Annotated in this window: 15 protein-coding genes and 1 pseudogene; 4 read left to right on the top strand and 12 right to left on the bottom strand. The window is 74.2% G+C overall.

Features of this window, described 5'->3' with window-relative positions; genetic code table 11:
- From GCU69_RS07135 to GCU69_RS07100, 8 genes and pseudogenes are all read right to left on the bottom strand, one after another.
- A pseudogene (locus tag GCU69_RS07135) lies at positions 1–674 on the bottom strand (cytochrome P450); the annotation flags it as partial.
- A 773-nt stretch (positions 675–1447) separates the two neighbouring features.
- Positions 1448–2191, bottom strand: coding sequence for a lysoplasmalogenase (locus GCU69_RS07130; protein ID WP_235978293.1), 744 nt, complete (start codon positions 2189–2191; stop codon positions 1448–1450).
- Positions 2192–2262: 71 nt separating this feature from the next.
- On the bottom strand, positions 2263–2742 hold the full coding sequence (locus tag GCU69_RS07125) for a DUF6479 family protein (protein WP_156205437.1): 480 nt from the start codon (positions 2740–2742) through the stop codon (positions 2263–2265).
- A gap of 28 nt (positions 2743–2770) precedes the next feature.
- A complete protein-coding gene (locus GCU69_RS07120; RefSeq protein ID WP_235978295.1) occupies positions 2771–3763 on the bottom strand; it encodes a nucleoside triphosphate pyrophosphohydrolase in 993 nt (330 codons plus the stop codon).
- A 273-nt stretch (positions 3764–4036) separates the two neighbouring features.
- On the bottom strand, positions 4037–5245 hold the full coding sequence (locus GCU69_RS07115; RefSeq protein WP_156205436.1) for a geranylgeranyl reductase family protein: 1209 nt from the start codon (positions 5243–5245) through the stop codon (positions 4037–4039).
- A 179-nt stretch (positions 5246–5424) separates the two neighbouring features.
- Positions 5425–12216 carry a type I polyketide synthase gene (locus GCU69_RS07110; RefSeq protein WP_170315794.1) on the bottom strand — a complete coding sequence of 2264 codons (6792 nt, stop codon included), beginning with the start codon at positions 12214–12216 and terminating at the stop codon, positions 5425–5427.
- Between the two features lie 579 nt (positions 12217–12795).
- Entirely contained in the window at positions 12796–13437 is a 642-nt protein-coding gene (locus tag GCU69_RS07105) for a SurA N-terminal domain-containing protein (protein WP_098752278.1), read from the bottom strand.
- A 392-nt stretch (positions 13438–13829) separates the two neighbouring features.
- On the bottom strand, positions 13830–14306 hold the full coding sequence (locus GCU69_RS07100; protein ID WP_156205434.1) for an ATP-binding protein: 477 nt from the start codon (positions 14304–14306) through the stop codon (positions 13830–13832).
- 235 nt (positions 14307–14541) lie between these two features.
- On the opposite strand from GCU69_RS07100, the gene GCU69_RS07095 reads away from it, so the two are divergent.
- The 3 genes from GCU69_RS07095 (at position 14542) to GCU69_RS07085 (ending at position 16095) form a co-directional block, all read left to right on the top strand.
- Positions 14542–15393, top strand: a complete 852-nt coding sequence (locus GCU69_RS07095) for a helix-turn-helix domain-containing protein (RefSeq protein WP_098752280.1) — start codon at positions 14542–14544, stop codon at positions 15391–15393.
- Between the two features lie 11 nt (positions 15394–15404).
- A complete protein-coding gene (locus GCU69_RS07090; RefSeq protein WP_098752281.1) occupies positions 15405–15599 on the top strand; it encodes a DUF397 domain-containing protein in 195 nt (64 codons plus the stop codon).
- Positions 15600–15738: 139 nt separating this feature from the next.
- Positions 15739–16095 carry an iron chaperone gene (locus tag GCU69_RS07085; RefSeq protein ID WP_156205433.1) on the top strand — a complete coding sequence of 119 codons (357 nt, stop codon included), beginning with the start codon at positions 15739–15741 and terminating at the stop codon, positions 16093–16095.
- Between the two features lie 347 nt (positions 16096–16442).
- On the opposite strand, the gene GCU69_RS07080 is transcribed toward GCU69_RS07085, so the two are convergent.
- Positions 16443–18065 (bottom strand): serine/threonine-protein kinase, encoded by a 1623-nt coding sequence (locus GCU69_RS07080; protein WP_156205432.1) that lies wholly within the window; start codon positions 18063–18065, stop codon positions 16443–16445.
- Positions 18062–18739: a hypothetical protein gene (locus GCU69_RS07075; RefSeq protein ID WP_156205431.1), complete on the bottom strand. Its 678-nt coding sequence runs from the start codon at positions 18737–18739 to the stop codon at positions 18062–18064. Before GCU69_RS07075 ends, GCU69_RS07080 begins: the two co-directional genes overlap by 4 nt.
- Positions 18740–19240: 501 nt before the next feature.
- On the opposite strand from GCU69_RS07075, the gene GCU69_RS07070 reads away from it, so the two are divergent.
- On the top strand, positions 19241–19471 hold the full coding sequence (locus GCU69_RS07070; RefSeq protein WP_098752284.1) for a hypothetical protein: 231 nt from the start codon (positions 19241–19243) through the stop codon (positions 19469–19471).
- Between the two features lie 289 nt (positions 19472–19760).
- Here the strand turns inward: GCU69_RS07070 and GCU69_RS07065 are convergent, their stop codons facing one another.
- On the bottom strand, positions 19761–20498 hold the full coding sequence (locus GCU69_RS07065) for an HNH endonuclease family protein (RefSeq protein ID WP_235978292.1): 738 nt from the start codon (positions 20496–20498) through the stop codon (positions 19761–19763).
- 618 nt (positions 20499–21116) lie between these two features.
- Positions 21117–24719, bottom strand: a complete 3603-nt coding sequence (gene mfd, locus GCU69_RS07060) for a transcription-repair coupling factor (RefSeq protein ID WP_156205429.1) — start codon at positions 24717–24719, stop codon at positions 21117–21119.
- Positions 24720–25071 lie beyond the last annotated feature (352 nt).

Here is a 25071-nt window from a genome sequence, read left to right as displayed (position 1 = left end):
GCGGTGGCCGGAGGAGTGTCCCCGGCCCGGATGAGACCGGAGATCAGGTCCTCGTCCGGCTGCGGTTCGTCGCTCAGCTCGGCCCGCTTGCGGTGGATCAGCTCGGCGAGATAGCCCCGCATCTTCTTCACCGACCGGGCCACGCCGCCCCGGGGCCCCTTGCCGTGACGGATCATCATTCCGGCCCAGTCGCGGAAGTCGTCCTGGTCCTCGCGCGGCACACCGAGCAGGTCGCAGATCGCGTAGATGGGGAGGGGGAAGGCGAACTCGTGGATGAGGTCGGCCTCGCCGCGCTCCGCGAAGTCGTCGATCAGCTGGTCGGTCAGTTCCTGGATGCGCGGTGCGAACGCCGCGACGCGGCGCGGGGTGAAGGCCTTGGAGACGAGGCGGCGCAGCCGGGTGTGGTCCGGCGGGTCGATGTTCAGCAGATGCGTCATGAGGTCGGCGCCGCGCTCGCCGGGAATGCCGATCCGGCCCTTGGCGTGCGCGGTCTCGGAATGGTGCAGCGGGTTCTTCGACAGCCGGCCGTCGGCGAGGGCCTCACGGGCGTCGGCGTAACGCGTCACGAGCCACGCCTCGACACCGCTGGGCAGCGTGGTGCGGTGCACGGGGCTGTGCTCCCGCAGCCAGGCGTACGCGGGATACGGATCGGCGGCGAACTCCCAGCCGAACATCTCGGGGGGCGCCGGCGGGGCGTGGGCTGCGTCGGGGCCGGCGGTGTGACCGCAGTAAGTGGCCGCGGGGTTGTCCTGGTGCACGTCACGACCGTACCGGGGGCGTCGGGGGCGGACGGGGGCCGGTGCGGACGGGGCCGGTACGGGATGGGACCGGTGCGGACGGGGCCAGTGCGGGATGGGACCGATGCGGACGGGGCCAGTGCGGGATGGGACCGATGCGGACGGGGCCAGTGCGGGATGGGACCGGTGCGGACGGGGTCGGTGTGGATGGGGTCGGTGTGGACGGGGCCCGTCGCTCGGCGCCCGCCGCCGTTCGCCCGTCACCCGCGCCGTTCACCCGTCACCCGCGCCGGTCGCCCGGTGCTCGGCGCGGACTCTTCGGGGAGAGCTTCCCCGGGACGGCGCGCCGCCCGGGGACTGGGACTTCCGGATACGGGGCTTGGGATACAGGGCTCCGCGGACGGGGCTCCGGATACGGGGCTCCGGGGACGGCATCTGCGGCTACGGGGCTCCCGGCACGGGGTGACCGATCCCCCGGGACGGGGTGGCGGAGCGCGGGGACGGGGTGGCCGGGCCCCCGAGGCGGGGTAGCACCGTGCTCCGGGCGGGGCGGCCGGAGGCGGAGACTTCCGGTTCCGGTGGCGGAACCGGCCCGGGGCCCGGAACCGGTCCAGGTCGCGCACCCGGCCCGGGTGACGGAACCGGCCCGGCCGCCGCAACCGGCCCGGGTGACGGAACCGGCCCGGGTGACGGAACCGGCCCGGCCCGGGTCACGCCCCGTCGGCGGTCTCCTCGTGCTCCAGCCAGCCCGTGGTGATCAGATACTGCCCGGCCAGATACCCGGCCATGATCAGCAGCTCCTGGTGCGGCACCTTCCGGCCCGCCGCCTGGAGCCCGATCAGCAGGTCCGAACCGAGGAACGCCGCCGCCCCGGCACCGACCCTGCCGCCGACCCCGAGGGCCGCCGCGCCCATCGCGGCCAGCGCGAGGCTGTACCCGGCCACGGGCAGCCGCAGCCGCTTCTCCAGCCCCGGCGCCAGTACGGCGTTGGCCACGCCCCAGCCCACGAGGCAGGCCGCGCCCCGGCCCGGGCGCGCCCGCAGTCCGCGCAGCGCGCCGAGCCGGGTTGCGTATCCGGCGGTGTAGCTGAGCTGGGTGCCCAGGAAGGCGGCCATGCCCAGCAGGAAGGCCGGCTCGTGGTCGTCGAACAGCAGCGCGGTGTCCCCGGCCGTGGCGCACGCCAGCCCGGCGACGAGAGGTGCGGGCGCGGGGGTCCGCCGGTCCGGGCGGCGGCGCAGCGCGTGAGCCGCGAGAGCGGGCATCAGCAGCGGTTTCGCGGCCCGGCGCGGGCCGCGCGGGCGGCTGCCCGCCACCGCGGCGAGATCGGCCGCGGCGAGCGCCCCGAAGGCCACCAGGGCGCCGCGGCCGTGCCCGTCCGGCCGTACGAGCAGGTCGGCGGCGGCCCCGGCCGCCCGGCGCAGGGAACGCGGAGTGAGCCGCCGTGTGATCATCATGCCGAGCAGTCTCACCGGGGCCCGGCGGGGGGTCAACCGTGCTGATCGGAGTTCCCGTGCGGCCCGCCGGTTCAGCCGGTGCCGTGGCCGCTGCCGCCGCGGTCCCAGGTCGGACGGTCCTGCGGATCCTGCCGGGCGGACCCGGCCTCGCCCTCGGCTCCGTAGTCCGGTCCCTTGGTTCCCCCGGTGTCGTCCCGGGTCTCCTCCTCGCCGTAGCCGCCCAGCTCGTACGGCATGCGGCGGCGGCCGTCCTTGCGGAGTTCCGGGGAGTGGTCGTGGTGCCGCTCCTCCATGACCTCGCCCTCGCCCAGCGTCTCCTGGTGGCCGGGACCGTGGTTGGAGGGTGTCTCGTGCCCGTACTCCTCACGGGTCTGCCAGGCGCCGGAGCGCATGTGCTCGCCCTTGGGCACGTCCGGCTCGCGGGCCTTCAGCCTCCGTCCGAGCCACACGGCGCCGATGAGGGCGGCCACGACGACGAGCCCGAAGAGCAACGGGGCGAGGCCGACCAGGTGATCTCGTTCCACCGCGTTGTACAAGCTCAGCAGGTCCATGCGCCCCGGGTACCCGGGGCGCATGGGATCAATCGGACGCTTCGCCCGTCCCGTCCCGGGACTCCTCGGCCGCCCGGACGGCGTCCCGGTACACGCGGGCGGCCGCCCGCAGCGCCGACTCGGGGTCGACCCCCGCCGCCTCGGCCCGCACCGCCAGGGCCAGCAGCGCCTCGCCCATGCCTTCGCCGTCCCCGGCGGCGTCACCGGCCGCCGGGAGCGGCACGTCGAGGCCGGCCGTCCGTACCCGGGACGCGAGCTTGCCGGCCAGTGCCAGGGCGGGCTGGCCGAGCGGAATGCCCTCGGTCACGGAGGCCCGGTTCTTCTCGACGGCCTTGCGCCGCAGCCAGTGGCCGATGACGTCCTCGGCGGTCTCGGCGGTCTCGTCGCCGAAGATGTGCGGGTGCCGGTGGATGAGCTTCTCCACGATGGTGCCCGCGACGTCGTCGACCGTGAACGGCTCCTCGGGATCGTCCTGCGCGATCCGGGCGTGGAAGACCACCTGGAGCAGCACGTCACCGAGCTCCTCGCGGAGCGCCTCGCGGTCACCGTCCTCGATGGCCTCGACCAGCTCGTACGTTTCTTCGATCCCGTACTTGGCCAGGTCCTCGTGCGTCTGCTTGCTGCTCCACGGGCAGCCCACCCGGATGGCGTCCATGACCTGCACCAGGTCCAGCAGCCGGGCGCCCGGCAGGTCGTAGGACCCGGGCAGCAGCTCCAGGTCCGGCATCCGCACCCGGCCGGAGCCCGCGAGCCGCGCGAGCCCGTCGGTGAGCCGCCGGTCGCCCTCGCCGGGCGGAACGACGACGACGGTACGGCCGCCGGCGCAGTCGTCCACCAGTTCCTCGGCGGTCGGCCCGGTACCGCCGACCAGCTCGACCTCGATCCCGGCCTCCCGCAGATACGGGAGCTGCGGATGGCCGGCGTCGGCGCAGAGCACGCGGTCGGCGGCGTGCAGGGTCTGCCAGGCGGCCCAGGACAGCAGGCCGGGGGCGACCCGGTGGCTGGTGGTGAGCAGGACGATGCGGCCGGGGGCCGCGGGGTCACCGGCCGCGCCGGCCGGGTGCGTCTCACCGGTCGCGCGGGGCCCGCGGGTCCCGTCGCTCCCGCCTGCGGAGGGTGCGGATGCGGATGCGTCGTTCACGGCACGAACGTAACGCACCGGCCGGGGCGGCCACCGGGCGTACCGCAGGGCGGAACGGCGGGGGCCGGCCCGGCGCGCGGCGGCGCACGGCGCGGGGCCTTCCACGGGGCGGGCGACCGTTCGCGGCGCGCGGCAGCGCACACCGCAGGCCGTTCACGGTACGGGGCGGCGTGGCCCGGGGAGCAGGTTGCCGAGCGCTACCGCGGCGCGGCCCAGCGGCGAGGTCATGATCCCGGCGACGTCGGTCCGGCCCGCGATGTAGGCGTCGAGGCGGTGCCAGGCCGGGGGCAGCCGGGTCAGAGCGCCGTGGACGAGGGCCGGGTTCCGGGCGAAGAGGTCCATCAGGGTGGCGCTGGCGCGCATCTCGGCGCCCAGCACTTCGTCGATCCGCCGTCCGTAGGCCTCGGTGGCGGCCTCCACCTCCTTCTCGGTGGTGGCGGCCAGGACAGCGGCGGCGGCACGGCCGGCGAAGGCCCCTGAGCGCAGGGCGTACGAGATGCCCTCCCGGGACCAGTGGTCGAGCAGGGCCGCGGCGTCACCGGCGACCAGTACGCGGCCGCGGGCCAGCGGGGAGTCGGGGTGGCGGCAACGGGTCAGGTGCCCGGTGTCGTGCAGGGGCCGCGGGCCGAGGAGGTCGTGACGTTTCAGGAAGTCGTCCTTGTACGCGCGGATGGCGGCGGGGTTGCCACGGGCGGCCACCACTCCGGCGGTGCAGACGTCCCCCTTGGGGAACACCCAGCCGAAGGAGCCCGGCAGCGGCCCCCACTCGAACAGGGCCCGGCCCCGCCACCGTTCGGCCGTGCGTTCGTCCACGGGCGCCTCCACCTCGAGGGCGAGATCCACCTGGGCGCACCGCACTCCGACATGGCGGGCGACCCTGCCGGCGCTGCCGTCGGCACCGATCAGAACCCGGGTGCGGAGGGACTCCCCGCCGTTGGTGCGCACGGTGACGGTGTCGCCCCGCTGGTCGAGGTGGGCCAGCGCGGTGGAGTCGCGGACCGTGGCGCCCGCGGCGGCAGCGGCTTCGGTCAGTGCCGCGTCGAGTTCGCTGCGGAAGACCATGGCGCAGGTGGGGGACGCGGACGTACGGGTGCGCTCCCTCCGGCCGCCCAGGGTGAACGTGAACCGGTGGGCCGTGTCGAAGACGTTCAGCGGAAGCCCGGGCGGCAGGGCGGCGAGGGAGGCGCCGATGAGGCCGCCGCCGCACGTCTTGTAGCGGGGGATGGCGGCGCGTTCCAGCAGCAGCGTCTCGCAGCCGTTCTCGGCCGCGACACGGGCCGCGGTGGCTCCGGCCGGACCGGCGCCGACAACGATCACGTCCCAGGTCCCGGGGGCCCGGGCGGGGGTGGAAGGGGGCGGCATGGGTCACCTCTGGGTATGGACGGTTCGGCCGGGTCGGGCCGATGGGGCACGGAGCGGTACGGGAGAGCCGGTCGGGGCGGTCCGGTCGGGCGGGCCGATGAGGCGGGTCCGGTGGGGCGGGACGATCGGGGCGGGAGCCACCGGGACGGATCCGGTGCGGTGAGTTGCGGTGGGGGCCGTCAGCTCCCGGTGCCCGCCCGGCCGGATGCGCCCGCGCCGGGTCCGGACGGCCCGGGACCGGAGGACGGCCCGGGATCGGGCACCTCGCAACCGGAGTCGGCACCGGAGGACGGCTCGGCACCGGAGGACGGCTCGGAGCCTGCGGAACCCGACGGGCCCGGGGAACCTGACGGCGCGGACGCCGCCGACAGCTCCGTCTCCTGGTCCGGATGCAACCGGCCCAGCAGATAGCCGGTGAGCGCCGACGCGGTGGGGTGGGTCCACATCACGGTGGTGGGGATGTCCAGGGCCAGTTCGCGTTGCAGGCGGTTGCGCAGGGCAATGGCCATGAGGGAGTCCAGGCCGAGGGTGACCAGGGACGTGTCGGCGTCGAACCGGTCGGTCCCGATCCGCAGCACCGCCGCGACGTGCTCCATGACCTGCGGCAGCATCAGGTGGTGACGCTCCTGGGCGCTGCCGGCCTCCGCCAGCGACTCCAGCAGGACGCGGCGGACGTCCGAGGTGTCCCGGTCCGCACCGGCGGAGGCCAGCTCGGCGAAGAAGGCGGTACGGCCCGCGGCGGGACAGGACTCGAGCCACCGGTCCGGGTCGACGGGGGTGTAGGCGGTGCGAGCGCGGTCGTGCCGGAGGAGGCGTTCCAGCGCGGCGATGCCCTCCTCGGGAGTGATCATGGCGTATCCCCGCTGTTCCATCCCGGCGCCGCGGCCGACCTCCGCCCACGGGCCCCAGTTGACGCAGGTGGCCGGCAGCCCCAGGGCCCGCCGCCACGAGGTGAACTCGTCCAGCCAGGCGTTGGCGGCCGCGTACGCGCCCTGGCCGGGATTACCCAGCAGGGAGGCGGCGGAGGAGAAGGAGACCCACCAGTCCAGGTTCTGGCCGTGGACGGCGTCGTGGAGGAGCCGGGCCCCGGTCACCTTGGGGCGCCAGACCTTCTCCAGCAGCGCGGGGGTGATGTTGGCGACGGTGGCGTCCTCGACGACGGCCGCCGCGTGGACGACACCGCGCAGCGGGTGCCCGGTGGCCAGGGCGGCCCGTACCACGGTGTCGGCGACGCCCTCTTCGGCGAGGTCGCCGCACACGACGTCGACACGCGTCCCGAAGGACTCCGTGACGGCGTCCAGGGTCGCGCGGACCTCCTCGCCGGGCGCCGAGCGCGAGGTGAGCACCACGGCACCCGCGCCGTGTCCGGCCAGCCACCGGGTGACCAGCAGTCCCAGTCCGCCGAGCCCCCCGGTGACCAGATAGCTGCCGTCGGGCCGTACGACGGTGACGTCAGCGGGGCGTACGGGAAGCGTGTCGGTGCCCTCGGCGGGCCAGTTCAGCACGAGTTTGCCGGTGTGCCGGGCGGACGCCATGGTGTGGAACACCGAGGACGCCTCGGCGACGGGGTGCTCGGTGAGGGGCAGCAGCGGCAGGGTGCCGTCGGCGAGCATGCCGGTGAGTTCGCGGTAGCCGGCGGCGAGCGTTTCCGGGTCCTCCCGCAGCATCATCAGCAGGTCGATACCGGCGAAGGTGACGTTGCGGCGGAACGGCAGCAGCCCCAGCCGGGTGTTGGCGTAGATGTCCCGCTTGCCGAGTTCCAGGAACCGCCCCCGGTGTGCCAGCAGGTCCAGGCCGGCGGACTGGGCGGGCCCGGTGAGGGAGTTGAGCACCACGTCGACGCCCCGGCCCCCGGTGAGGTCGCGCACGCGGTCCGCGAAGTCGAGAGTGCGGGAGTCCATCACGTGGGTGATGCCCAGACGGCGCAGGCTCTCCCGTTTTGCCTCGGTGCCCGCGGTGGCCAGGACCTCCGCGCCGCGGGCCCGCGCCAGGTTCACTGCGGCCAGGCCGGTGCCGCCGCTCGCCGAGTGGATCAGAACCGTCTCGCCGGGCCGCAGCCGGGCCAGTTGCCGCAGGGCGTACCAGGCCGTCAGGTACGCGCACGGCAGGGCGGCCGCCTGCTGCGCGCTCACGCCGTCCGGGACCGGGAGGACGCAGTCCGCGCGGACGGTCGCGAAGGAGGTCATGACGGCTGCGCCCTCGCCGGTGCCGGTTGCCGTGCCGTCCACGAACATCGCGGCCACCCGGTCCCCCTCCCGCACCTCCCGGACGCCCGCGCCGACGGCGGTGACGACGCCCGCGCCGTCGAACGCGCTGACGTCCCCGTCCTCCTCCCCCGTGCTGAAACTCCGGTAGACGCCCATGGCCTGGAGCACGTTGATGAAGTTGACGCTGGTGGCGTCGAGGCGCACCTCGACCTCGCCCGGTCCGGGGCTGCGGCGGGGCTGGGCGACGAACTCGAAGGAGTCCGGGTCCCCGGTGCGGGCGAGGTGGAGCGCGACCCGGTCGTGCCGGCGGTCGACGGTGCGCAGCCGCCGTTCCGCGTCGTCCAGGGGGACGTTGCGCAGCCGCGCCAGATGACGCGTCCCGCCCCGGTGGGCGATCTCGTCCTCCTCGTCGGGGCAGCCCAGCAGTTCCCCGGCGATCTGCCGGGCCGGGGTCCGGGCGTCGGTGTCCAGGACGGCGGGGCGCAGTTCGGGGTGCTCGTAGCTCAGGACCCGCGTCAGCCCCCGCAGGCCCGCCTGTCCCAGGTCGGGCCGGTCACCGGGCGCGACCTGTTGCGCGGTGCGGGTGACCGTCCACAGTCGCGGCGCGGGCGCGGTCCCGCCGTCGGCGGCCCGGGCCAGCGCGCGGGCCGTGTCCAGCAGGCGGGAGACCCGTTCCCGGGCTTCGCGGTCGGCGGGCGCACCGTCGCCGTCCGTGCCGGAGGCGGGCAGGTGCACCACGGCCTGCGGGGTGTCCTCGCCGGGCGCGGGGAGCGGGAGCGGAGCGGCGCAGGTCTCCTGCGAGGAGGCCGGGGGGAGTTCCCCGACGCGGACCCGGGCGCCGTGTTCCTCCAGGGCCTCGCGCAGGGCGGCCGCGCACTCCTCCCGCCCGGTCTCGGCCAGCAGGATCCAGGCCCCGGTCGCCGGCTTCGGCTCGGGGCTTGCGCAGGGCTCCCACACCGTCCGGAGCAGCCGGTGGGAGAAGCGCTCCTCCGCGCTCTCCGCGGGCATGTGGCGGAACTCCACCCCGGTGGCGTCCGCGACCACCGTGCCGTCGTCGGCCCACAGCCGGAAGTCCGCGGTGAACCGGTCGCCGTCCGCCCGCCGCGGCGTCACCAGGCAGTAGCCGCTGAGGGGCACCGCCGCGTACAGCCGGAGCGTGCCGACGCGCCGCGGAAGGATGCCGCCGGCGGGCACGGCACCGGTGCGCAGCACCGCTCCGGCGACCGCCTGCAGACAGGTGTCGAGCACGACGGGATGCCAGTGGAACGCCCGCGCCCCGGCCCGGCCCGTGTCGGGCACTTCGACGCGGGCCAGCAGCCGGCCGGCCTCCGGCCACGCGCCGGGCCGGTCCTCCGGGGTGCCGGCGTACAGGGCGGCGAGGCCGAGGAACGGCGGCCCGTGGTGCACGCCGCGCTCCTCGCGCATCTGCCGGTAGACCTCCGACGCCGCCACCGGGTACGGGAACTCCGCCAGGAGCCCCTGCGGGTCGCGGCTCCCGGGGACGGGCCCGCTCCCGGGAACCGCACCGATGCGTGCGCGGGCGTGCCGGACGGAGGTGCCGTCGGAGACCGTGCCGACCACCCGCCAGCGGGCGCTGTCCGGGCCGGTCGCCTCGGCGACAGCGGTGACGGGGGTGCCGTCCGCGGCGGGCAGCAGCAGCCGTTCCAGCTCGATGCCGGTGACGCGCAGGTGCTTCGGGTGTTCCGGGTGCTCCGGCGGGTGTTCCGGGTCGCTGCCGTACAGGTCGGCCGCGGCGGCGAACGCCATTTCGCACAGGGCCGCCCCGGGCACCACGACGGTGTCGTCGACCCGGTGCTCGGCCAGCCAGGGCAGCGTCGTGGGGGTGATGCGGGTCTGCCACAGATGGCGGCCCTCGCCGTCGGGGTCGGCGGTGCGCGGTCCGGTGAGGGGGTGCGAGGCGGCGGGGAGGTGTGTGCCGCCGCCCTGCCGCAGCGGGGAGGGCCCCACGACGTACCGCTTGCGTTCCCAGGTGGTGGGCGGCACGTCGGCCAGGGCGCCGCTGCCGTAGCGCTCGGCCCAGTCCAGCGGGTGGCCGGCGCAGTGCAGCGCCGCCACATGGGTGTGGAACGCCAGCACGTCGTCGGTGTCCCGCAGCAGGGAGGGCAGGACCGCGGTGCCGGTGTGGCCGTGTGCGGCGAGGGTGGCCTGGACGGGCTGGACCAGGACGGGGTGCGGGCCGATCTCCACGAACAGCCGGTGGCCGTCCTCGGCGGCGGCCCGTACGGCGTCGGCGAAGCGCACCACCCGGCGCAGGTTGTCCGACCAGTAGGCGGCGTCGAAGGCGGGCTGCGTGCGCGGGTCGTCGGCGACGGTGCTGTAGAACGCCGCGGTCGGCGCCGTTCCGGCGACGCCGGCCAGCGCCTCGGCGAGGTCGGGCAGCAGCGGGTCCATGTGGGCGGTGTGCGAGGCGACGTCCACCTCGACCACGCGGATGCCGATGCCGCGCCCGTCCCATTCCCGGGCGAGCCGGCGGATGCGGTCGGCGTCACCGCCGACGACGGTGTTCCGCGGGGAGGCGACGACCGCGACGCTCACCCCGCGTACGTCCTGCTCCGCGAGCAGTTCCTCCACCTCGTCCCGCCCGAGGGCGACGGAGGCCATCAACCCCCGTCCGGCGGTCCGCAGGATCAGGCGCGACCGGCGGCAGATGACGCGTACCCCGTCCCGGAGGCTCAGCGCCCCGGCGGCCACGGCGGCGGCCACCTCTCCCATGGAGTGCCCGACGACGGCCGCCGGCTCGACACCGTGGGACCGCCACATCGCCGCCAGACCCAGCTGGACGGCGAAGACGACCGGCTGTACCCGGTCGAACCCGGTCACCACCTCGGGCCGGGACAGGGTCTCCCGGAGGGAGAAGCCGGATTCCGCCGCCACCAGCGGTTCCAGCTCGTCGACGACCCGCGTGAACTCCGCGTCGCGGTCCAGCAGTTCCCGGCACATCCCCGCCCACTGCGAGCCGTGCCCCGAGAACACCCACACCACGCCCGGGCCGGGATCGGGCACCGCCCGGCCGGTCGCGGTCCCGACGGGCGCCGGGTTCCCGGCCGCCAGTTCCTCCAGCCGCGCCACCAGCTCGGTACGGCCGGCGGCGACGACCGCGGCCCGCTCCCGGGTCGGCGAGCGCCGTACGGCCAGGGTGTGCGCCACGTCGTCCAGCGGGACGTGGGAGCCCTCCCCGCGCAGCCACCGGGCCAGGTGTCCGGCCGCGGACCTGAGTGCCACCGGTGTGCCCGCGGACAACGGGAACACGCGCGGCACCTCGTGCTCCCGCCCGGGCCCGCCGGACAGAGCCGGGCGGGAGGCCGGAACCGAAGGGGATGCCGAAGCCGGACGGGAGGCCGCAACCGAACGGGAGGCCGGAACAGGACCGGTGGACGGAACAGGACCGGTGGACGGAGCGGAACGGGCGGGGCGCCGGACGGGCGCGGGCGGCTGTTCCAGGACGACATGGGCGTTGGTGCCGCTGATCCCGAAGGACGAGACGGCGGCCAGCCGCGTGCCCCGCACCGGCCACTCGGTGGTGTCGGTGGGCACGAACAGCCGCGTACCGCCGGCATCGATCTGCGGATTCCAGCGGCGGAAGTGCAGACTGGCCGGCACCAGGCCGTGCCGCAGCGAGGCGACGGCCTTCAGCAGCCCGGCCACACCCGAGACCGGTTCGGTGTGCCCGATGTTGGTCTTCACCGAACCCAGGGCGCACCGGTCGCGGCCCTTCCCGTAGACCGCGGCCACCGCGGCGAACTCGATCGGGTCCCCCACGGCGGTGCCCGGACCGTGCCCCTCCACCATGCCGACGTCCCCGGCGTCGACGCCCGCGCGCTCCAGCGCCAGCCGGTAGAGGTCGGTCTGTGCGGGCTCCGACGGGGCGCTCAACCGGGTGCCGCGGCCGTTCTGGTTGACCGCGGTGCCGCGCACCACCGCCAGCACCCGGTCCCCGTCCCGGACCGCGTCCGCCAGCCGCTTGAGCACGACCACGCCGCAGCCCTCGCCGCGTACGTAGCCGTCGGCAGCGGCGTCGAAGGCGTGGCAGCGGCCGGTGGGCGAGAACACCCCCCACAGTGCCGGGGCGGTGACGCCCTCCGGGCCCAGCGTCAGCATCGCGGCACCGGCCAGGGCGACGTCCGACTCCCCGGTCCGCAGGCTCTGGCAGGCCGTGTGCACCGCGACCAGGCCCGAGGCACAGGCGCTCTCCACGACGACCTGCGGGCCCTTCAGGTCCAGCATGAAACCGACGCGGCCGGGGCCGATGCTGTCGAAGCCCGTGTACATCGCGTAGGCGTCGATCTCTTCCAGCGGCCGCTGGACCCGCAGCATGTAGTCCTTCTGGTAGATCCCGAAGAACATGCCCGTCGGCGTGCCCGCCAGCCGCCGGGTCGGAATGCCGGCGTGTTCGACGGCCTCCCAGGCCACCTCCGCCAGCAGCCGGTGCTCCGGGTCCACCCAGGGCGCCTCCTGCGCGTTGATCCCGAAGAACTCCGGCTCGTAGGCGTAGACGTCGTCGTCGAGGAAGCAGCCCTTCCGCAGCCGGGCCGCGACCTGTGCCGGCAGCCCGGCCAGTTCCGCCTGCTCCCATCGCTCCGCGGGCACCTCCCGCGCGGTGTCCCGGCGCGCCAGCAGCAGGCGCCACAAGGCGCTCAGGGAACGGGCCTCCCCCGGAAACCGGCAGGCCGCTCCGACGACCGCGACCGGCTCCTCCCCGTCCACGTCCGTCCCGACCCCGACAGCACCGACTTGTTCGCTCATGGGCTGTACGTCCTTGTGTCCCGAGAAGGCCGGGAGGTGACCGACCCCGGCCGGCTCTCCGCTGCACCTCCGAACCGTGCACGACCCGTCCATTTCCTTACGGGGACGGCTGCGGCCCACAGGGCGTACGGGGTACGGACAGCAGCACGGGCGGGGGTCTCCGGGCACCTCTGTGCACCGGTTTCCGCCGATCAGGCGCGTTTGCGGACACCCGGCCACCTGGAAGAGTCAGGTGTGCCGGGAGGATTGGCTGCCTTTCGGCCCGGCGGGAAGAGCACCCGGCCACGACCACGGAACCCCCGGAGCGGACCCCGGAGCCGGAAGGCCGGGACCAGGGAAGAGGGGTGCCGGGGACGGGCCCGGATGACGGGAATGCGAAACCGGGGGCAGGGACCGGGTGCCGGGATGACGGAACCCGGTGACCGGACCCCGGAGAGAGACCGGACCCCGGACCTCGGACCCCGGATCCCGGGAACGGGAAACGGTCAGCGGGAACCGGCAGCGGGAACGGGAACGGTCGGCGCTCGCGATCCGGCGGAGCGCCCGTGCGACCGTTCGCGGCTTGGAGGAGACCCGGGGTCAGGCCGGTTCCTCTGCGGCCTTCTGCTCGCGCAGCCACGGCTCCTTGATCTCGCCGAGCGCGACCTTCTCCGCGTCCCAGCTGCCGAAGCGCGGGTTCACGTCGATGCCCATGTCCTCGGAGGCCGTCTTCAGCGCCTCGATCAGCTGCTGCTGGCCCTGCGGCGAGCTGCGGTCGACGCCCAGCTTCTGGGAGAGCTTCTCCATCAGGACCTGGTTGCGCAGGGTCGCGTCGAGCCGGCCGGGGCCGATGGCGTACTGCTGGAGCCACATCTGCTCCAGCCGGTCCGCGCCGCCCGCCGCGCGCTCGGCCGTCTCCCGGGTCTGCTGGATGTCGGCGCGGCTGACACCGACCCCGGCGTCCTTCGCGGCCCGCGCGAGCACCTTCTCGAAGATCATGTTGTTCAGGGTGGCCCGGCTGAGGCGGCCCGTGCCCGCGACGAGCTGCTCCGCGTCCTCGGTCTCGTTCTGCGCGGTCCGGACGTCCCGGACCTGGTCCTGGACCTGCGACACGGTGATCCGGTCGCCGTCCACGACCGCCGCCGCCCCGGGGTGCGCGTCATTGCCACATGCGGTGAGCAGCGGTGTTGCGAGAACCACCGCGGCGGCGGTGACGGCGAGCGCGGTCCTGCGGCGGTGCATGGAGCCTCCTGCGGGCTACGTCCGTGAGCATGCGGGGTGCGTCGGCCTTGCGGTGATCGATATTAGGCAGTCGTCGTGACTTGGGCCACTGCTTCGGCCAACGATTCGGCACCGGTCCGGGTCGCGGAGGCCCGGCGCCCGGCCCTGGAACGGCGTCCGGCCGCTCCCGCCGCTCCCGCCGCTCCCGCCGTCGGCGGAACCCGGCCGCGTCCCGAGCGGAACCCGGCTGCCTCCCGAAGCGTCCGGAAGCGTCCCGAAGCCGGAGCGAGCACCGGCCGCACCGGTACGGCGCCGCCGCCGCACACCGCCACGACGGCCCGGCGCACCACTCACGCGCCCGGACCCCGCCCCTCCGCATCGCTCACGCGCCCGGGCCCCGCTCCCCGCACCACTCACGCGGCCATGGTGAACCCGCTGTTCCGCGCGACTTCGACCCAGAGCAGCTTGCCGCGTACGAGGCTTCCGCCGCCGAGCCGCCACCCGCCCCAGTCGTTGGCGCAGACCCGCACGATGTGCAGCCCGCGTCCGGACTCGGCGTCCTCGGCCGCCTCCGGGATCCCGCGCGCCGCCTCGCGTCCGGCCGGGCACGGGGGCCTGTCGAAGGGCGCCGGAACCGTCGGGTCGGTGTCCCACACCGCCACCCGCAGCCTTCCGCCCGGCAGCCCGTGCAGCCGTACGGCCGAGGGCCCGTCGGTGTGCCGGTACGCGTTGGTCACCATCTCGGACATGAGCAGTTCGGCCGTCTCCCGGAGTCCGGCCATGGCATGGCTCCCGAGTACCGCCCGCAAGGTTGTGCGGGCGATACGCGGGGCGCGGGGATCGTGCGGGAGTCGGAGAGCGTAGGTCCACTCCGGCGATACGGTCGGCATGAAGTCTCCTGCGGGGAGTCGGGGTTGCCCACCCGGCCCGGCCGAGCGCCCTGCGGTGGCGTTGCCGTGCGGTTCGCCGCGCGGTGCTCTGCCGGCTTACGGGCTCCGGGCCAAGTGGCTCGACTCAGACCGTAGAGCTTGCCGTAGATAAGTTTCTACGGAAACGTCTGATGGATCCGACAGAGCACCCGATCCGGTGACACCTGCACATCCAGTGCGAGAAGGAAGGACCTGCATGCCACCGAGGTCAGCTCCCACGGCGCGCCAACTCCGCCTGGGTGCGGAGCTGCGCAAGATGCGGGAACGGGCAGGTATGACCGCTCGCGAAGCAGGTGAGCTGCTGAGCGCGAACCAGGCCCGGATCAGCAACATCGAGACGGGACGCTTCGGCCTCAGCGAACAACGGGTGCGAACGCTCGCGCACAACTACGCATGCACGGACGAGGCTTTGGTCCAAGCACTCGTCGAGATGACCGGGGAGCGCAACCGCGGCTGGTGGGAGGAATACCGGGATCTCCTTCCCGCGAGCCAACTCGATCTCGCCGAGTGCGAACACCACGCGGTCACCGTGCGGATGGCCACCGTCCTCCACGTGCCCGGCCTGCTCCAGACCGACGGTTACGCCCGCGCCCTCTTCCGGGGAGCGGTACCACCCCTGGCCGACTCGGACGTCGAGCACCGCGTGTCCTACCGGAAGCGCCGCCAGGAGATCTTCTACCGGCCGAGGCCCACGCCGTACGAGGGTTTTGTCCACGAGGCGGCACTCCGCATGCAGTTCGGCGGCCGGGACACCGCCCGAGAACAGTTGCAGCACATCCTGGACATGGGCGAACGGCCGGGCATGAGCATCCGGGTTGTCCCGTTCACCAGCGGTGTCTTCCCCGGTTCGGGCCAATCCGTCAGCTATTTCGCAGGCCCGGTGCACCAACTCGACACGGTGCAACTCGACCAGTCGCACGGCATGTTGCTCCTCGACGCCGAAGCGCAACTTGAGAAGTACCGCCAGCTTCTCGACCGGATGGAGAGCATCGCTCTCCCCATGGCGAAATCCCGCGACCTCATCCACCACGTCATCCGCGACCTGTGAAAGAAGCACCCATGTACTGGCAGCAGTCATCCCACTGCCCGGAGGGCAACTCCTGCGTCAACGTCGCCTCCGCGGCCGACGGCACCCTGCGCCTCCGGGAAAGCGAAAGCCCCGGCGCCGTGCTGGCCCCGACCCGCGCGGCGCTCCGTGCGCTCATACGTGACGTCAAGGCCGACGCGTACGGCGGTGCGCGCGGGCCCCGGTGATCCGGGCCCGGTCAGTGCCTGTTTTCGGTCCCCGGTGCCGGCGTACCTGCGGGCGTGCGTACCCGCGGGCGTGAGGGCACATACAAGAATCGGCGAACGGACGCAGCTAGAGTTCCTCTCCCGAGAGGAAGGCACAGACATGGGAAACATCCCTGATCACGACTCCTACATCGCTGCTGCGCCGGAGGCTTTCCGCCCGGTTCTCAACCATCTCCGGGACCTCCTGCGCGGGGCCCTCCCGGATGCGGAGGAAATGGTGGCGTACAACATGCCGGGGTTCAGGATTCGCGGCAAGGTCGTCGCGAGCTACGCAGCGTTCAGCAAGCAGATCGGGCTGTATTTCCTCGCCCCCGCGATTTCGGATCATGCCGGAGAAATCGCAGAAACGGGCCTCACGGCGAGCAAGACCGGCGTCACCTTCCCGCCGCACAAGCCGGTCCCGGATCATCTCGTGAAACGGCTCGCGAACGCATCAATCAAGCACGTTGACGACTGAGCAGTTGTTTGTGCACTCGTGAGTGAGATCGGGTCCGGGCTTCGGCATGGTGTCCGGGCGGTGACGTCTGTTGCCGGTTTCTTGATCAGTCGTTGATCAGGTCATGGATGATGACTGTGACGACACTGTGCCCTTTGCCGCCTTGCTGGGGGCCTACTGGCTGAGCGTTGACTCCGATGACCGGAGCGGCGCCGTGGACCGGACCCGGTGATCCGGGCCTCCGTGACCCGGGCCTCCGTGATCCGGGCCTCCGTGACCCGGGCCTCCGTGATCCCGGCCGCGCGCCGGGAGGGCGGCCCGCGGCCGGGGAGGGCGGCTCCCGCGCACCTCCGTCGCGGGGAGTCCGCTCAGCGCCCGCCGTGGATCTGGCTGCGGTGGGCGAGCATCCGGCGCAGATCCGCGGCCATCGGGTGGTACGGGCCGTACAGCCGCTCGATGTCCGCGAGCAGCCGCACCTGGCTCTCGTGCGCCTCCTGGTGCGCGCCGACGGCCTGGAGCAGGGCGCCGATGCGGGAGCGGATCTCCAGCGGCAGGCCGGGGCCGGCGGCCGTGTCCCGCTCGAAGTACGGGAGCAGGGCGCGGTATTCGGCGAGAGCCGGGGCCGCCTCGCCCAGCTGCTCCAGGCACTGGGCGGCCTCGTAGCGGAACTGGAGCGCCTGCCGGAACGCCTCCGGCCCCGACTCGGCGGTGAGTTCACCGGCCAGACGCCGCAGCTCGGGCAGGGCCCGGCGGTACTGGCCGTCGTCCAGAAGCGTCGCCGCGTACTGCTTGCGCAGGCTGCGGACGACCGTCGAATGCTCGCCGTGCTTGGCGGCGGCGACCGGGAGGATGCCGCCGAGCACGTCCACGGCCTGCGTGAGGCCGCCCTGGTCCAGCAGTCGCTTGACCTGCTCGACGGCCTCCGCGATACCGAGTCCCGGCGGCGGCTGCACCGGCGGCGCCGGTGGTGCGGCCGCGGGAGGCGGGGCGTGTGCCGTCGCGTGGCGCGGGTCGGGCGGCGGGGCCGCGGGCGCACGGTCCGGCCACGGGGCGTACGGCCGCAGGAAGGGGCGCGTGGGGTCGAGCGGTGCGCCCGTCCCGGCGGGCGCCCCGGGAAGCCCGGCCGCCGAGCGGCCCGGTGCCGGATGTCCCGGGCCTGTCGGGAGCAGCGGGGCGAGGGCCGCGTACACCTCCTGCGCGTCGGCGGGCCGGTGCTGGGGGTCCTTCGCCAGCAGCCGGAGCACCAGCGCCTCGAGCGGTCCGGGGGTGTCCGGGCGCAGTTCGCGCAGCGGTGTCGGCGCGTCGTGGAGATGGCGGTGCATGACACCGAGCGAGGTCGATCCGCCGAAGGGGACGTCGCCGGAGACCAGTTCGTGCAGCAGTGCCCCGAGGGCGTACAGGTCGGTGTACGGGCCGACGGCGCCACCCATCGCCTGCTCGGGCGCCATGTAGGCGGGGGTGCCGATGGGCGAGCCGGTGTGGGTGAGGCGGGTGGTGTCGCTGTCGAGGACGGAGGCGATGCCCAGGTCGAGCACGGTCACCGAACCGTCGTCACGCACCATGACATTCCGCGGCTTGAGGTCGCGGTGGACGATGGGAACGGTGTGCACGGCGGCGAGCACGGCGCAGAGCTGGGCGGCGACGGCGACCGCCCAGGGCCAGGGATAGGGCTCGTGCTCGGCGAGATGGTCGGCGAGGTCGGCACCCCCGATGTACTGCATGACCAGATAGAGATCGTCGCCGTCGCTGCCCGCGTCGTGCACGGTGACCAGGCCCGGGTGGTCGACCTGGGCGGTGACCCGGCACTCGCGGACGAAGCGCCGGGTCATCTCCTCCGCGCCGGTGGCCGGGCCGATCCGGTCCGCGCGCAGCAGCTTGACCGCGACCCGGCGGTCGAGCCGCTGGTCGTAACCCATCCACACCTGGCCCATGCCGCCCTGGCCGATCAGCGACGAGAGTTCGTAGCGACCGGCGACGAGGCGGCCGTTCACCTACCGGTCCCCTCTTCCTTGCGGAGCAGGTCGCTCAGCTCGTCCAGCTCGGCGCGGACGCGGTCGATGCGCTGCGGCGTCCGGGGGGCCTGCGGCGACGCGGCGGAGGGCGCCGTCGTCTGCGGCGGGAACGGGGCGGGAGCCGGACCGGAGCCGGGGGCGGGGGCGGGGGGCGCCTGCGGATACTGCCGCGGCGGGGCCTGACCCGGATATCCGTACGCGGCCATGGTCGGCGCCTGGGCGATCCCGCCGCCCGGGGCCGTCACACCGCCGGCGGCGGCCGGATACGGCTGGGTGACGCCCGGCGCGATACCGGCGGCGGGGCCGTAGAGGACGCCGTGCGGCGGCTGTTGGTGGTGACGGACGTCCACCACCAGGTAGTGGGCGACGACCGCGACCATCATGATCAGCATGACGGCCATGCCGAGGTCTCCGCGCCAGTCCGTCTCCGGGACCGAGCCGACGACCGCGAGGCACCCCACGGAAAGCACCATCACCACCACGAACAGCGCCCAGTCCAGCTGCCGTCGGCGCAGGAACGCCGTCCGCAGCATGGCAACCCACGCCAGCAGGCCGAAGCTGAGCAGCGTCGCGGCCACGAACAGCACGCGCAGGACGATCACACTGCTGCCGACGGCGGGACGCTGCTGGGGCGTGGGAACGGGGCCGTACATGCTGCTCCTGAGGGGCGGAGTCGAAGAGGGGGCGGCTCGGTTTTCGAGCGTATACGGGGACTCGGACAGACGCTCCGGGGTTGTACAGATCGGTATGACGATCCGGTGACCGGCGGGGCGGGTGGGTGGCCGGTGCGGCGGGCGGCCCGGTCAGGGCCGTACCGGGCCGGCCCCGGACCCGGACCCCGGCAGCCGGACCGGCAACGGACGGGGCGGACACGGCGGGCCGGGCTCGCCCGGTCGGACACGGGCTGCGCGGCCACGCCGGGTCGGCCACGGGCTGGGCGGACACGGGCGGTCGGCCTCCGTACGGGCTTCAGCGGAACGACGCTGCCGGGCAGGACGGCCTCCACCGGTCCGCCTTCGGCACGCCAGCCGGCGCGAAGGCCCGGACGCCGGAGTCGGCCCGGACGGGACTGCGACGGCAATCAGTGGAACCTGAAGCTCTGATTTCGCATCACCAGTGTCAGCACCCCCCACGCGCGTCCCCGGAGGCCCCCTATGCGCCACGCCCGCAGCGCGATCACCGAGCGCGCCGCCATGGCCGTCCTCTGTGTCGCCGCCGCACTCGGGCTGACCGCTCACGGCGCGGAGCAAGGAGGGCCGGACACGATCCGCTTCCCCCACTCCACCGAGCGGTCCGCGCCCGCGGAGAGCGTCCCGGCGCCCGACGGCCGCGACATCGAACGTGCCACCGGCGAGAACGGGGACCGCGCCGGAACGGGCACCTGATCAGCGGTTCCGCACGAGCCCAGCCCCTGCCCCCCGGGTCAACGGAGCCGAGCCAACGGAACCGGGCCACCGAGCCGGCCCGCCGCGATCGGCGACAGCCGGGCCACGGACCCCGGCCGCGACACCCTGACCCTCGGCACCCGGGCCCCGACACCCGGGCCGCTGTTCCGCAGGCCGGACCCGAACCCCGCCGGGCCCGGGTACCGAACCCCACCGGGCCCGGCCCCCGGACCACGGGACCGGCCGGCTGTACGCACCGGGCCCCGGCGAAGGCACGAGCCGAGCCGCGCTAGTCGGCGGTGAACCGCTCGGGGGCCTTCGTCGGGGCGTCCCCGGCGGGCAGCGGCTGGTCCGGGCAGCCGGACAGGACCCGCCGCATGGCGTCGCGCTCGGCGGGCGTCACCCACAGCTCGTACTTCCGCTTCACGGCGACCTGGCCGGCCACGTACTCGCAGCGGTACGCCTTGTTCGGCGGCAGCCAGGTCGCCGCGTCGGCGTCGCCCTTGGTGCGGTTGGCACCCGCCTCGACCGCGAGCAGGTTCAACGGGTCGTTGGCCAGGGCTATTCGCTTGCTCGGGTCCCACTGCGACGCCCCCTTCTGCCAGGCGTCGGACAGCGCCACCAGGTGGTCGATGTCGACCGTGCTGCGCCCCTTGGTGAACCGCAGCTCCTTGCCGGTGTACGGGTCGTCCGGCAGCACCCCGGACACGACTTCGCAGTCGCCGTCCCGGAAGCGGACGTCGTCCAGGTCGCGCCGGAGGATGTCGTCGCGCGTGCCGCAGCTGTTGCTGTCCGTGTCGGCCCAGGCGCTGCCGAACCGGTCCCGGTCGTAACCGGTCCTGGGGGCCCGGCCCTTGACGGCCAGCCCGTCCACGGCCGCCGCCGCGGAACCGGCCTCGGCGTCGGCGGACGGAGCGGTGTCCCCGCCCGCGCCGCCCGCGTCACCGGGCGAGCAGCCGGCGGTGACGAGCAGCGCGGTCACCGCCACGCCGGAGGCGGCGACGGCATGCCGACGGCCACGGTTCACGAGCATTCCCCGCCCCATTCCGGTCAGTTGTGCGAACCCGTGCATCGTAGCCAGCGGCGACGACACCGGCTGCCCCGCGGGGCGGGGGCCCGGGGCCCACCGGCGGCCGGCGGACCGGATCCACGAGGCACCGGCCGGCGGAGCCCACCGGGACGCCACGCACCGGCACCCGGACCCGCACCCGCACCCGGCACCCGGCACCCGGACCCGGGCCCGCACCGCACCCGCACCCGCACCCGCACCCGCACCGGGGACGCCGTACGCACCGGGCACCGGGCACCGGGCACCGGGCACGATCCGCTCAACACCGGCACGACCGGCCCGGCGCAGGCCGCCTCCCAACCGGCACCGGCACCTCCCGCCCGGCACAGGGCACATACCGCCCGGCACAGCCTGGGCTCCCGGTCCCGGCAGAGGACCCCGGGCCCCGACCCGGCGCTCCGGCCCCGGCGCTCCGGCCCATGAGGACGGGCGGCCACCGGAAACTTCCAGGTCGAGAGCCCCGAAACTCCCGGGTCGAGGGCCCCGAAACTCCCGGATCGAGGGCCCCGGCTCCCGGGTCGAGAGCCCGGCTCCCCGGGCCCGGGGCCTGCTCCCGGGGCCCGCAGGCCCCGCGGCTCAGGACCCCAGGATCGTCGTCAGGAACTCCCCCGTCCACGCCAGCAGTTCCCGTCCGACCAGCGGCTTCCCGCCGATCCGGGCCGTCGCCGGGCGGGGCACCAGGATCTGCTGTGTCGCGGGCTTGATCACCGTACGCGGATGGAGCCGCTTGAGCCGCAGCTCCTGCGACTCCCGCAGCTCCACGGGGCTGAACCGGATGTTGTTGCCCTGGAGCGTGATGTCACCGACGCCGCAGGCCCGCGCCAGCATCCGCAGCCCGGCGACCAGCAGCAGGTTCTCCACCGGCTCGGGCAGCTTGCCGTAGCGGTCGGTCAGCTCCTCGCGGACGGCCGCGATGTCCGCCTCGGTGTTCGCCGCCGCGATCGAGCGGTACGCCTGGAGGCGCAGCCGCTCGCCCGGGGCGTAGTCGTGCGGGACGTGCGCGTCGACCGGCAGCTCGATCTTGACCTCCAGCGGCGGCTCCGCCTCGGCCTCGCCACCGCTCTCCAGGGACGCCCGGTAGTCGGCCACGGCCTCGCCGACCATCCGGACGTACAGGTCGAAGCCGACGCCCGCGATGTGCCCGGACTGCTCACCGCCCAGCAGATTGCCCGCCCCGCGGATCTCCAGGTCCTTCATCGCGACGTACATGCCCGCGCCCATCTCGGTGTGCTGCGCGATGGTCGCCAGCCGCTCGTGCGCGGTCTCGGTGAGCGGCTTCTCCGGCGGGTACAGGAAGTAGGCGTAGCCGCGCTCGCGGCCCCGGCCGACCCGGCCGCGCAGCTGGTGCAGCTGGGAGAGGCCGAAGTTGTCGCCGCGCTCCACGATCAGGGTGTTGGCGTTGGAGATGTCGATACCGGACTCCACGATCGTCGTCGACACCAGCACGTCGAACTTCTTCTCCCAGAAGTCGACCACGACCTGCTCCAGCGCGGCCTCCGACATCTGGCCGTGCGCGGTCGCGATCCGCGCCTCCGGCACGATCTCGCGGAGCTTGGCCGCCGCCCGGTCGATGGACTCGACCCGGTTGTGGATGTAGAAGACCTGTCCCTCGCGCAGCAGTTCGCGGCGGATCGCGGCACCGATCTGCTTGTTCTCGTACGGGCCGACGAAGGTGAGGACCGGGTGCCGCTCCTCGGGCGGGGTGGTGATGGTCGACATCTCGCGGATGCCCGTGACCGCCATCTCCAGGGTCCGCGGGATGGGCGTCGCGGACATCGTCAGCACGTCGACATTGGCGCGCAGCTTCTTCAGCTGCTCCTTGTGCTCGACGCCGAACCGCTGCTCCTCGTCGACGATGACCAGGCCCAGGTCCTTGAACTTGGTGTCCGAGGAGAACAGCCGGTGGGTGCCGATGACGATGTCCACGGAGCCCTCGCGCAGCCCCTCCAGGACCGCCTTCGACTCCGTGTCGCTCTGGAACCGCGACAGCGCCTTCACGGACACCGGGAACTGGGCGTAGCGCTCGCTGAAGGTGCCCATGTGCTGCTGCACGAGCAGGGTCGTCGGTACGAGGACGGCGACCTGCTTGCCGTCCTGCACGGCCTTGAAGGCGGCGCGCACCGCGATCTCCGTCTTGCCGTAGCCCACGTCGCCGCAGATCAGCCGGTCCATCGGGACGGACTTCTCCATGTCCTCCTTGACCTCGGCGATCGTGGTGAGCTGGTCGGGCGTCTCCACGTACGGGAAGGCGTCCTCCAGCTCGCGCTGCCAGGGCGTGTCCGGGCCGAAGACGTGACCGGGCGCCGCCATCCGGGCCGAGTAGAGCTTGATCAGGTCGGCGGCGATCTCCTTGACGGCCTTCTTCGCGCGCGCCTTGGTCTTGGTCCAGTCGGCGCCGCCCAGCCGGTGCAGGGTGGGGGCCTCGCCGCCGACGTACTTGGTGACCTGCTCCAGCTGGTCGGTGGGGATGTAGAGCCGGTCGCCGGGCTGGCCGCGCTTCGCGGGGGCGTACTCCACCAGCAGATACTCACGGGTGGCGCCCTGCACGGTGCGCTGCACCATCTCGATGTAGCGGCCGACGCCGTGCTGCTCGTGGACGATGTAGTCGCCCGCCTCCAGCGTCAGCGGGTCGATGGTCTTGCGGCGCCGGGCCGGCATCCGGGCGCCGTCCTTGCCCGCGGCGCGCTGGCCGGTCAGGTCGGACTCGGTGAGGACGGCGAGCCGCAGCCCGGGGTCGACGAAGCCGTGCTCGACGGAACCGCAGGCGACGTGCACCACGGACGGGCCGATCTCGTCCAGGTCGCCGTCGAGCCGGGCGGCGATGCCCTCGCCGCCGAGCACCTCGACGGTGCGGGCGGCCGTGCCGTGCCCCTCCGCGACATACACCGTGCGCCAGCCGTCCGCGAGCCAGCCCTTGGTGTCGGCCAGCGCCCGGGCGGTGTCGCCGCGGTACGTCTCGGGGGCGCGCATGCCCAGCTTGAGGGTGTCGACGCCGGTGTCGTCGGTGTCGGCTGTGTCGTGGGGGGCGGCTGTACCGGCGCCGGCGCCGTCGTGGGCGCCGTCACCGCCGCCCAGGGAGAACTGGCTGACCGACCACCACATCATCCCCAGCTCACGGGCCCGCTCCCGGATGTCGGCCATGCCCCACAGCGAGGCCGCGCCGACGTCGATCGGCGCCTCCTTGCCACCGGCCGTCGCCGCCCAGGACGCCTGGAGGAACTCCTGGCTGGTCGCGACCAGGTCGGCGGCCCGGGTGCGGACCCGCTCCGGATCGCAGACGACGCCCATGCTGCCCTCCGGGAGGACGTCGAGAAGCAGCTCCATCTCGTCGACCAGCACCGGGGCGAGGGACTCCATGCCCTCGACGGCGATGCCCTCGGCGATCTTGCCGAGCAGCTCGCCCAGCTCCGGGTGGCGCTCGGCGAGCGCGGCGGCCCGCTGCCGTACGTCCTCGGTCAGCAGCAGCTCACGGCAGGGCGGGGCCCACAGGCCGTGCTCGGCGATCTCCAGCGAGCGCTGGTCCGCGACCTTGAAATAGCGGATCTCCTCGACCTCGTCGCCCCAGAACTCCACCCGCAGCGGGTGCTCCTCGGTGGGCGGGAAGACATCGAGGATGCCGCCGCGGACGGCGAACTCGCCGCGCTTCTCCACCAGCTCCACCCGCGCGTACGCCGCGGCGGCCAGCGCCTCCTGCAGCTCGCCCAGATCGGCGCTCCCCCCCTGCCGCAGACTGACCGGCTCCAGCTCGCCCAGCCCCTTGACCTGCGGCTGGAGCACGGAGCGCACCGGCGCGACGACAACGCTGACCGGGCCGGTCCCGGGATCCTCCGGGTCCGGGTGCGCCAGCCGCCGCAGCACCGCGAGACGCCGCCCGACGGTGTCGGAGCGGGGCGAGAGCCGCTCGTGCGGCAGGGTCTCCCAGGAGGGGTACTCCACGACACCGTCCGGCGGCAGCAGCGACCGCAGGGCCGCCGCCAGGTCCTCGGCCTCCCGGCCGGTGGCGGTGACGGCCAGCACCGGCCGCTTCGCCTCCCTGGCCAGGGCGGCGACGGCGAGCGGCCGCGCCGCGGGCGGCCCAATGAGATCGACATGCGGCCGTCGGCCGTCGGTGGCCGCCTCCACCGCTTCGGCGAGCGCGGGATCGCGGACGACGGCGTCGAGCAGACCGTGCAGGCTCATGAAGGGTTATTCCGTCCCGGGTATCTGGAATCACGGACATCCGCGCGCCACGGGCAACGCGAACAGCCCGACACGTGCCGCCCCCGGCACGGGGCGCCGGGCGGTCGGACGGTCGGGGATGTCCCCAGCGTACGCCGACCCGCCGACAGCCGCGTACGGAAACGGGGCACGCCACGGGCACCGGGCCCGCCACCGCACGGGCGGTGCGGGACGGGCGGCACGGGACGGGCGGTGCGGGACGGGCGGTGCGGGACGGGCGGTGGCATGCCGGACCGCCACGACTGCCCGCGCAAGGGCCGCCCCGTGCCGGGCCGGGCGGCGGGACCGACGCGCCGGTGCCCGCCCCGGCACG

The organism is Streptomyces lycii (genome assembly GCF_009735685.1).
Lineage (GTDB): Bacteria > Actinomycetota > Actinomycetes > Streptomycetales > Streptomycetaceae > Streptomyces > Streptomyces lycii.
Note: the sequence above shows the minus strand (reverse complement) of the source record. Positions and strands in the feature narration are given on the sequence as shown.

Bases quoted from the DNA above. Each gene is read 5' to 3' on its own strand.
- GCU69_RS07075 (WP_156205431.1), bottom strand. From the start codon at position 18,739: ATGTACGGCCCCGTTCCCACGCCCCAGCAGCGTCCCGCCGTCGGCAGC.
- GCU69_RS07100 (WP_156205434.1), bottom strand. From the start codon at position 14,306: ATGCCGACCGTATCGCCGGAGTGGACCTACGCTCTCCGACTCCCGCAC.
- GCU69_RS07095 (WP_098752280.1), top strand. From the start codon at position 14,542: ATGCCACCGAGGTCAGCTCCCACGGCGCGCCAACTCCGCCTGGGTGCG.
- GCU69_RS07090 (WP_098752281.1), top strand. From the start codon at position 15,405: ATGTACTGGCAGCAGTCATCCCACTGCCCGGAGGGCAACTCCTGCGTC.
- GCU69_RS07070 (WP_098752284.1), top strand. From the start codon at position 19,241: ATGCGCCACGCCCGCAGCGCGATCACCGAGCGCGCCGCCATGGCCGTC.
- GCU69_RS07125 (WP_156205437.1), bottom strand. From the start codon at position 2,742: ATGGACCTGCTGAGCTTGTACAACGCGGTGGAACGAGATCACCTGGTC.
- GCU69_RS07110 (WP_170315794.1), bottom strand. From the start codon at position 12,216: ATGAGCGAACAAGTCGGTGCTGTCGGGGTCGGGACGGACGTGGACGGG.
- GCU69_RS07130 (WP_235978293.1), bottom strand. From the start codon at position 2,191: ATGATGATCACACGGCGGCTCACTCCGCGTTCCCTGCGCCGGGCGGCC.
- mfd (WP_156205429.1), bottom strand. From the start codon at position 24,719: ATGAGCCTGCACGGTCTGCTCGACGCCGTCGTCCGCGATCCCGCGCTC.
- GCU69_RS07115 (WP_156205436.1), bottom strand. From the start codon at position 5,245: ATGCCGCCCCCTTCCACCCCCGCCCGGGCCCCCGGGACCTGGGACGTG.
- GCU69_RS07085 (WP_156205433.1), top strand. From the start codon at position 15,739: ATGGGAAACATCCCTGATCACGACTCCTACATCGCTGCTGCGCCGGAG.
- GCU69_RS07105 (WP_098752278.1), bottom strand. From the start codon at position 13,437: ATGCACCGCCGCAGGACCGCGCTCGCCGTCACCGCCGCCGCGGTGGTT.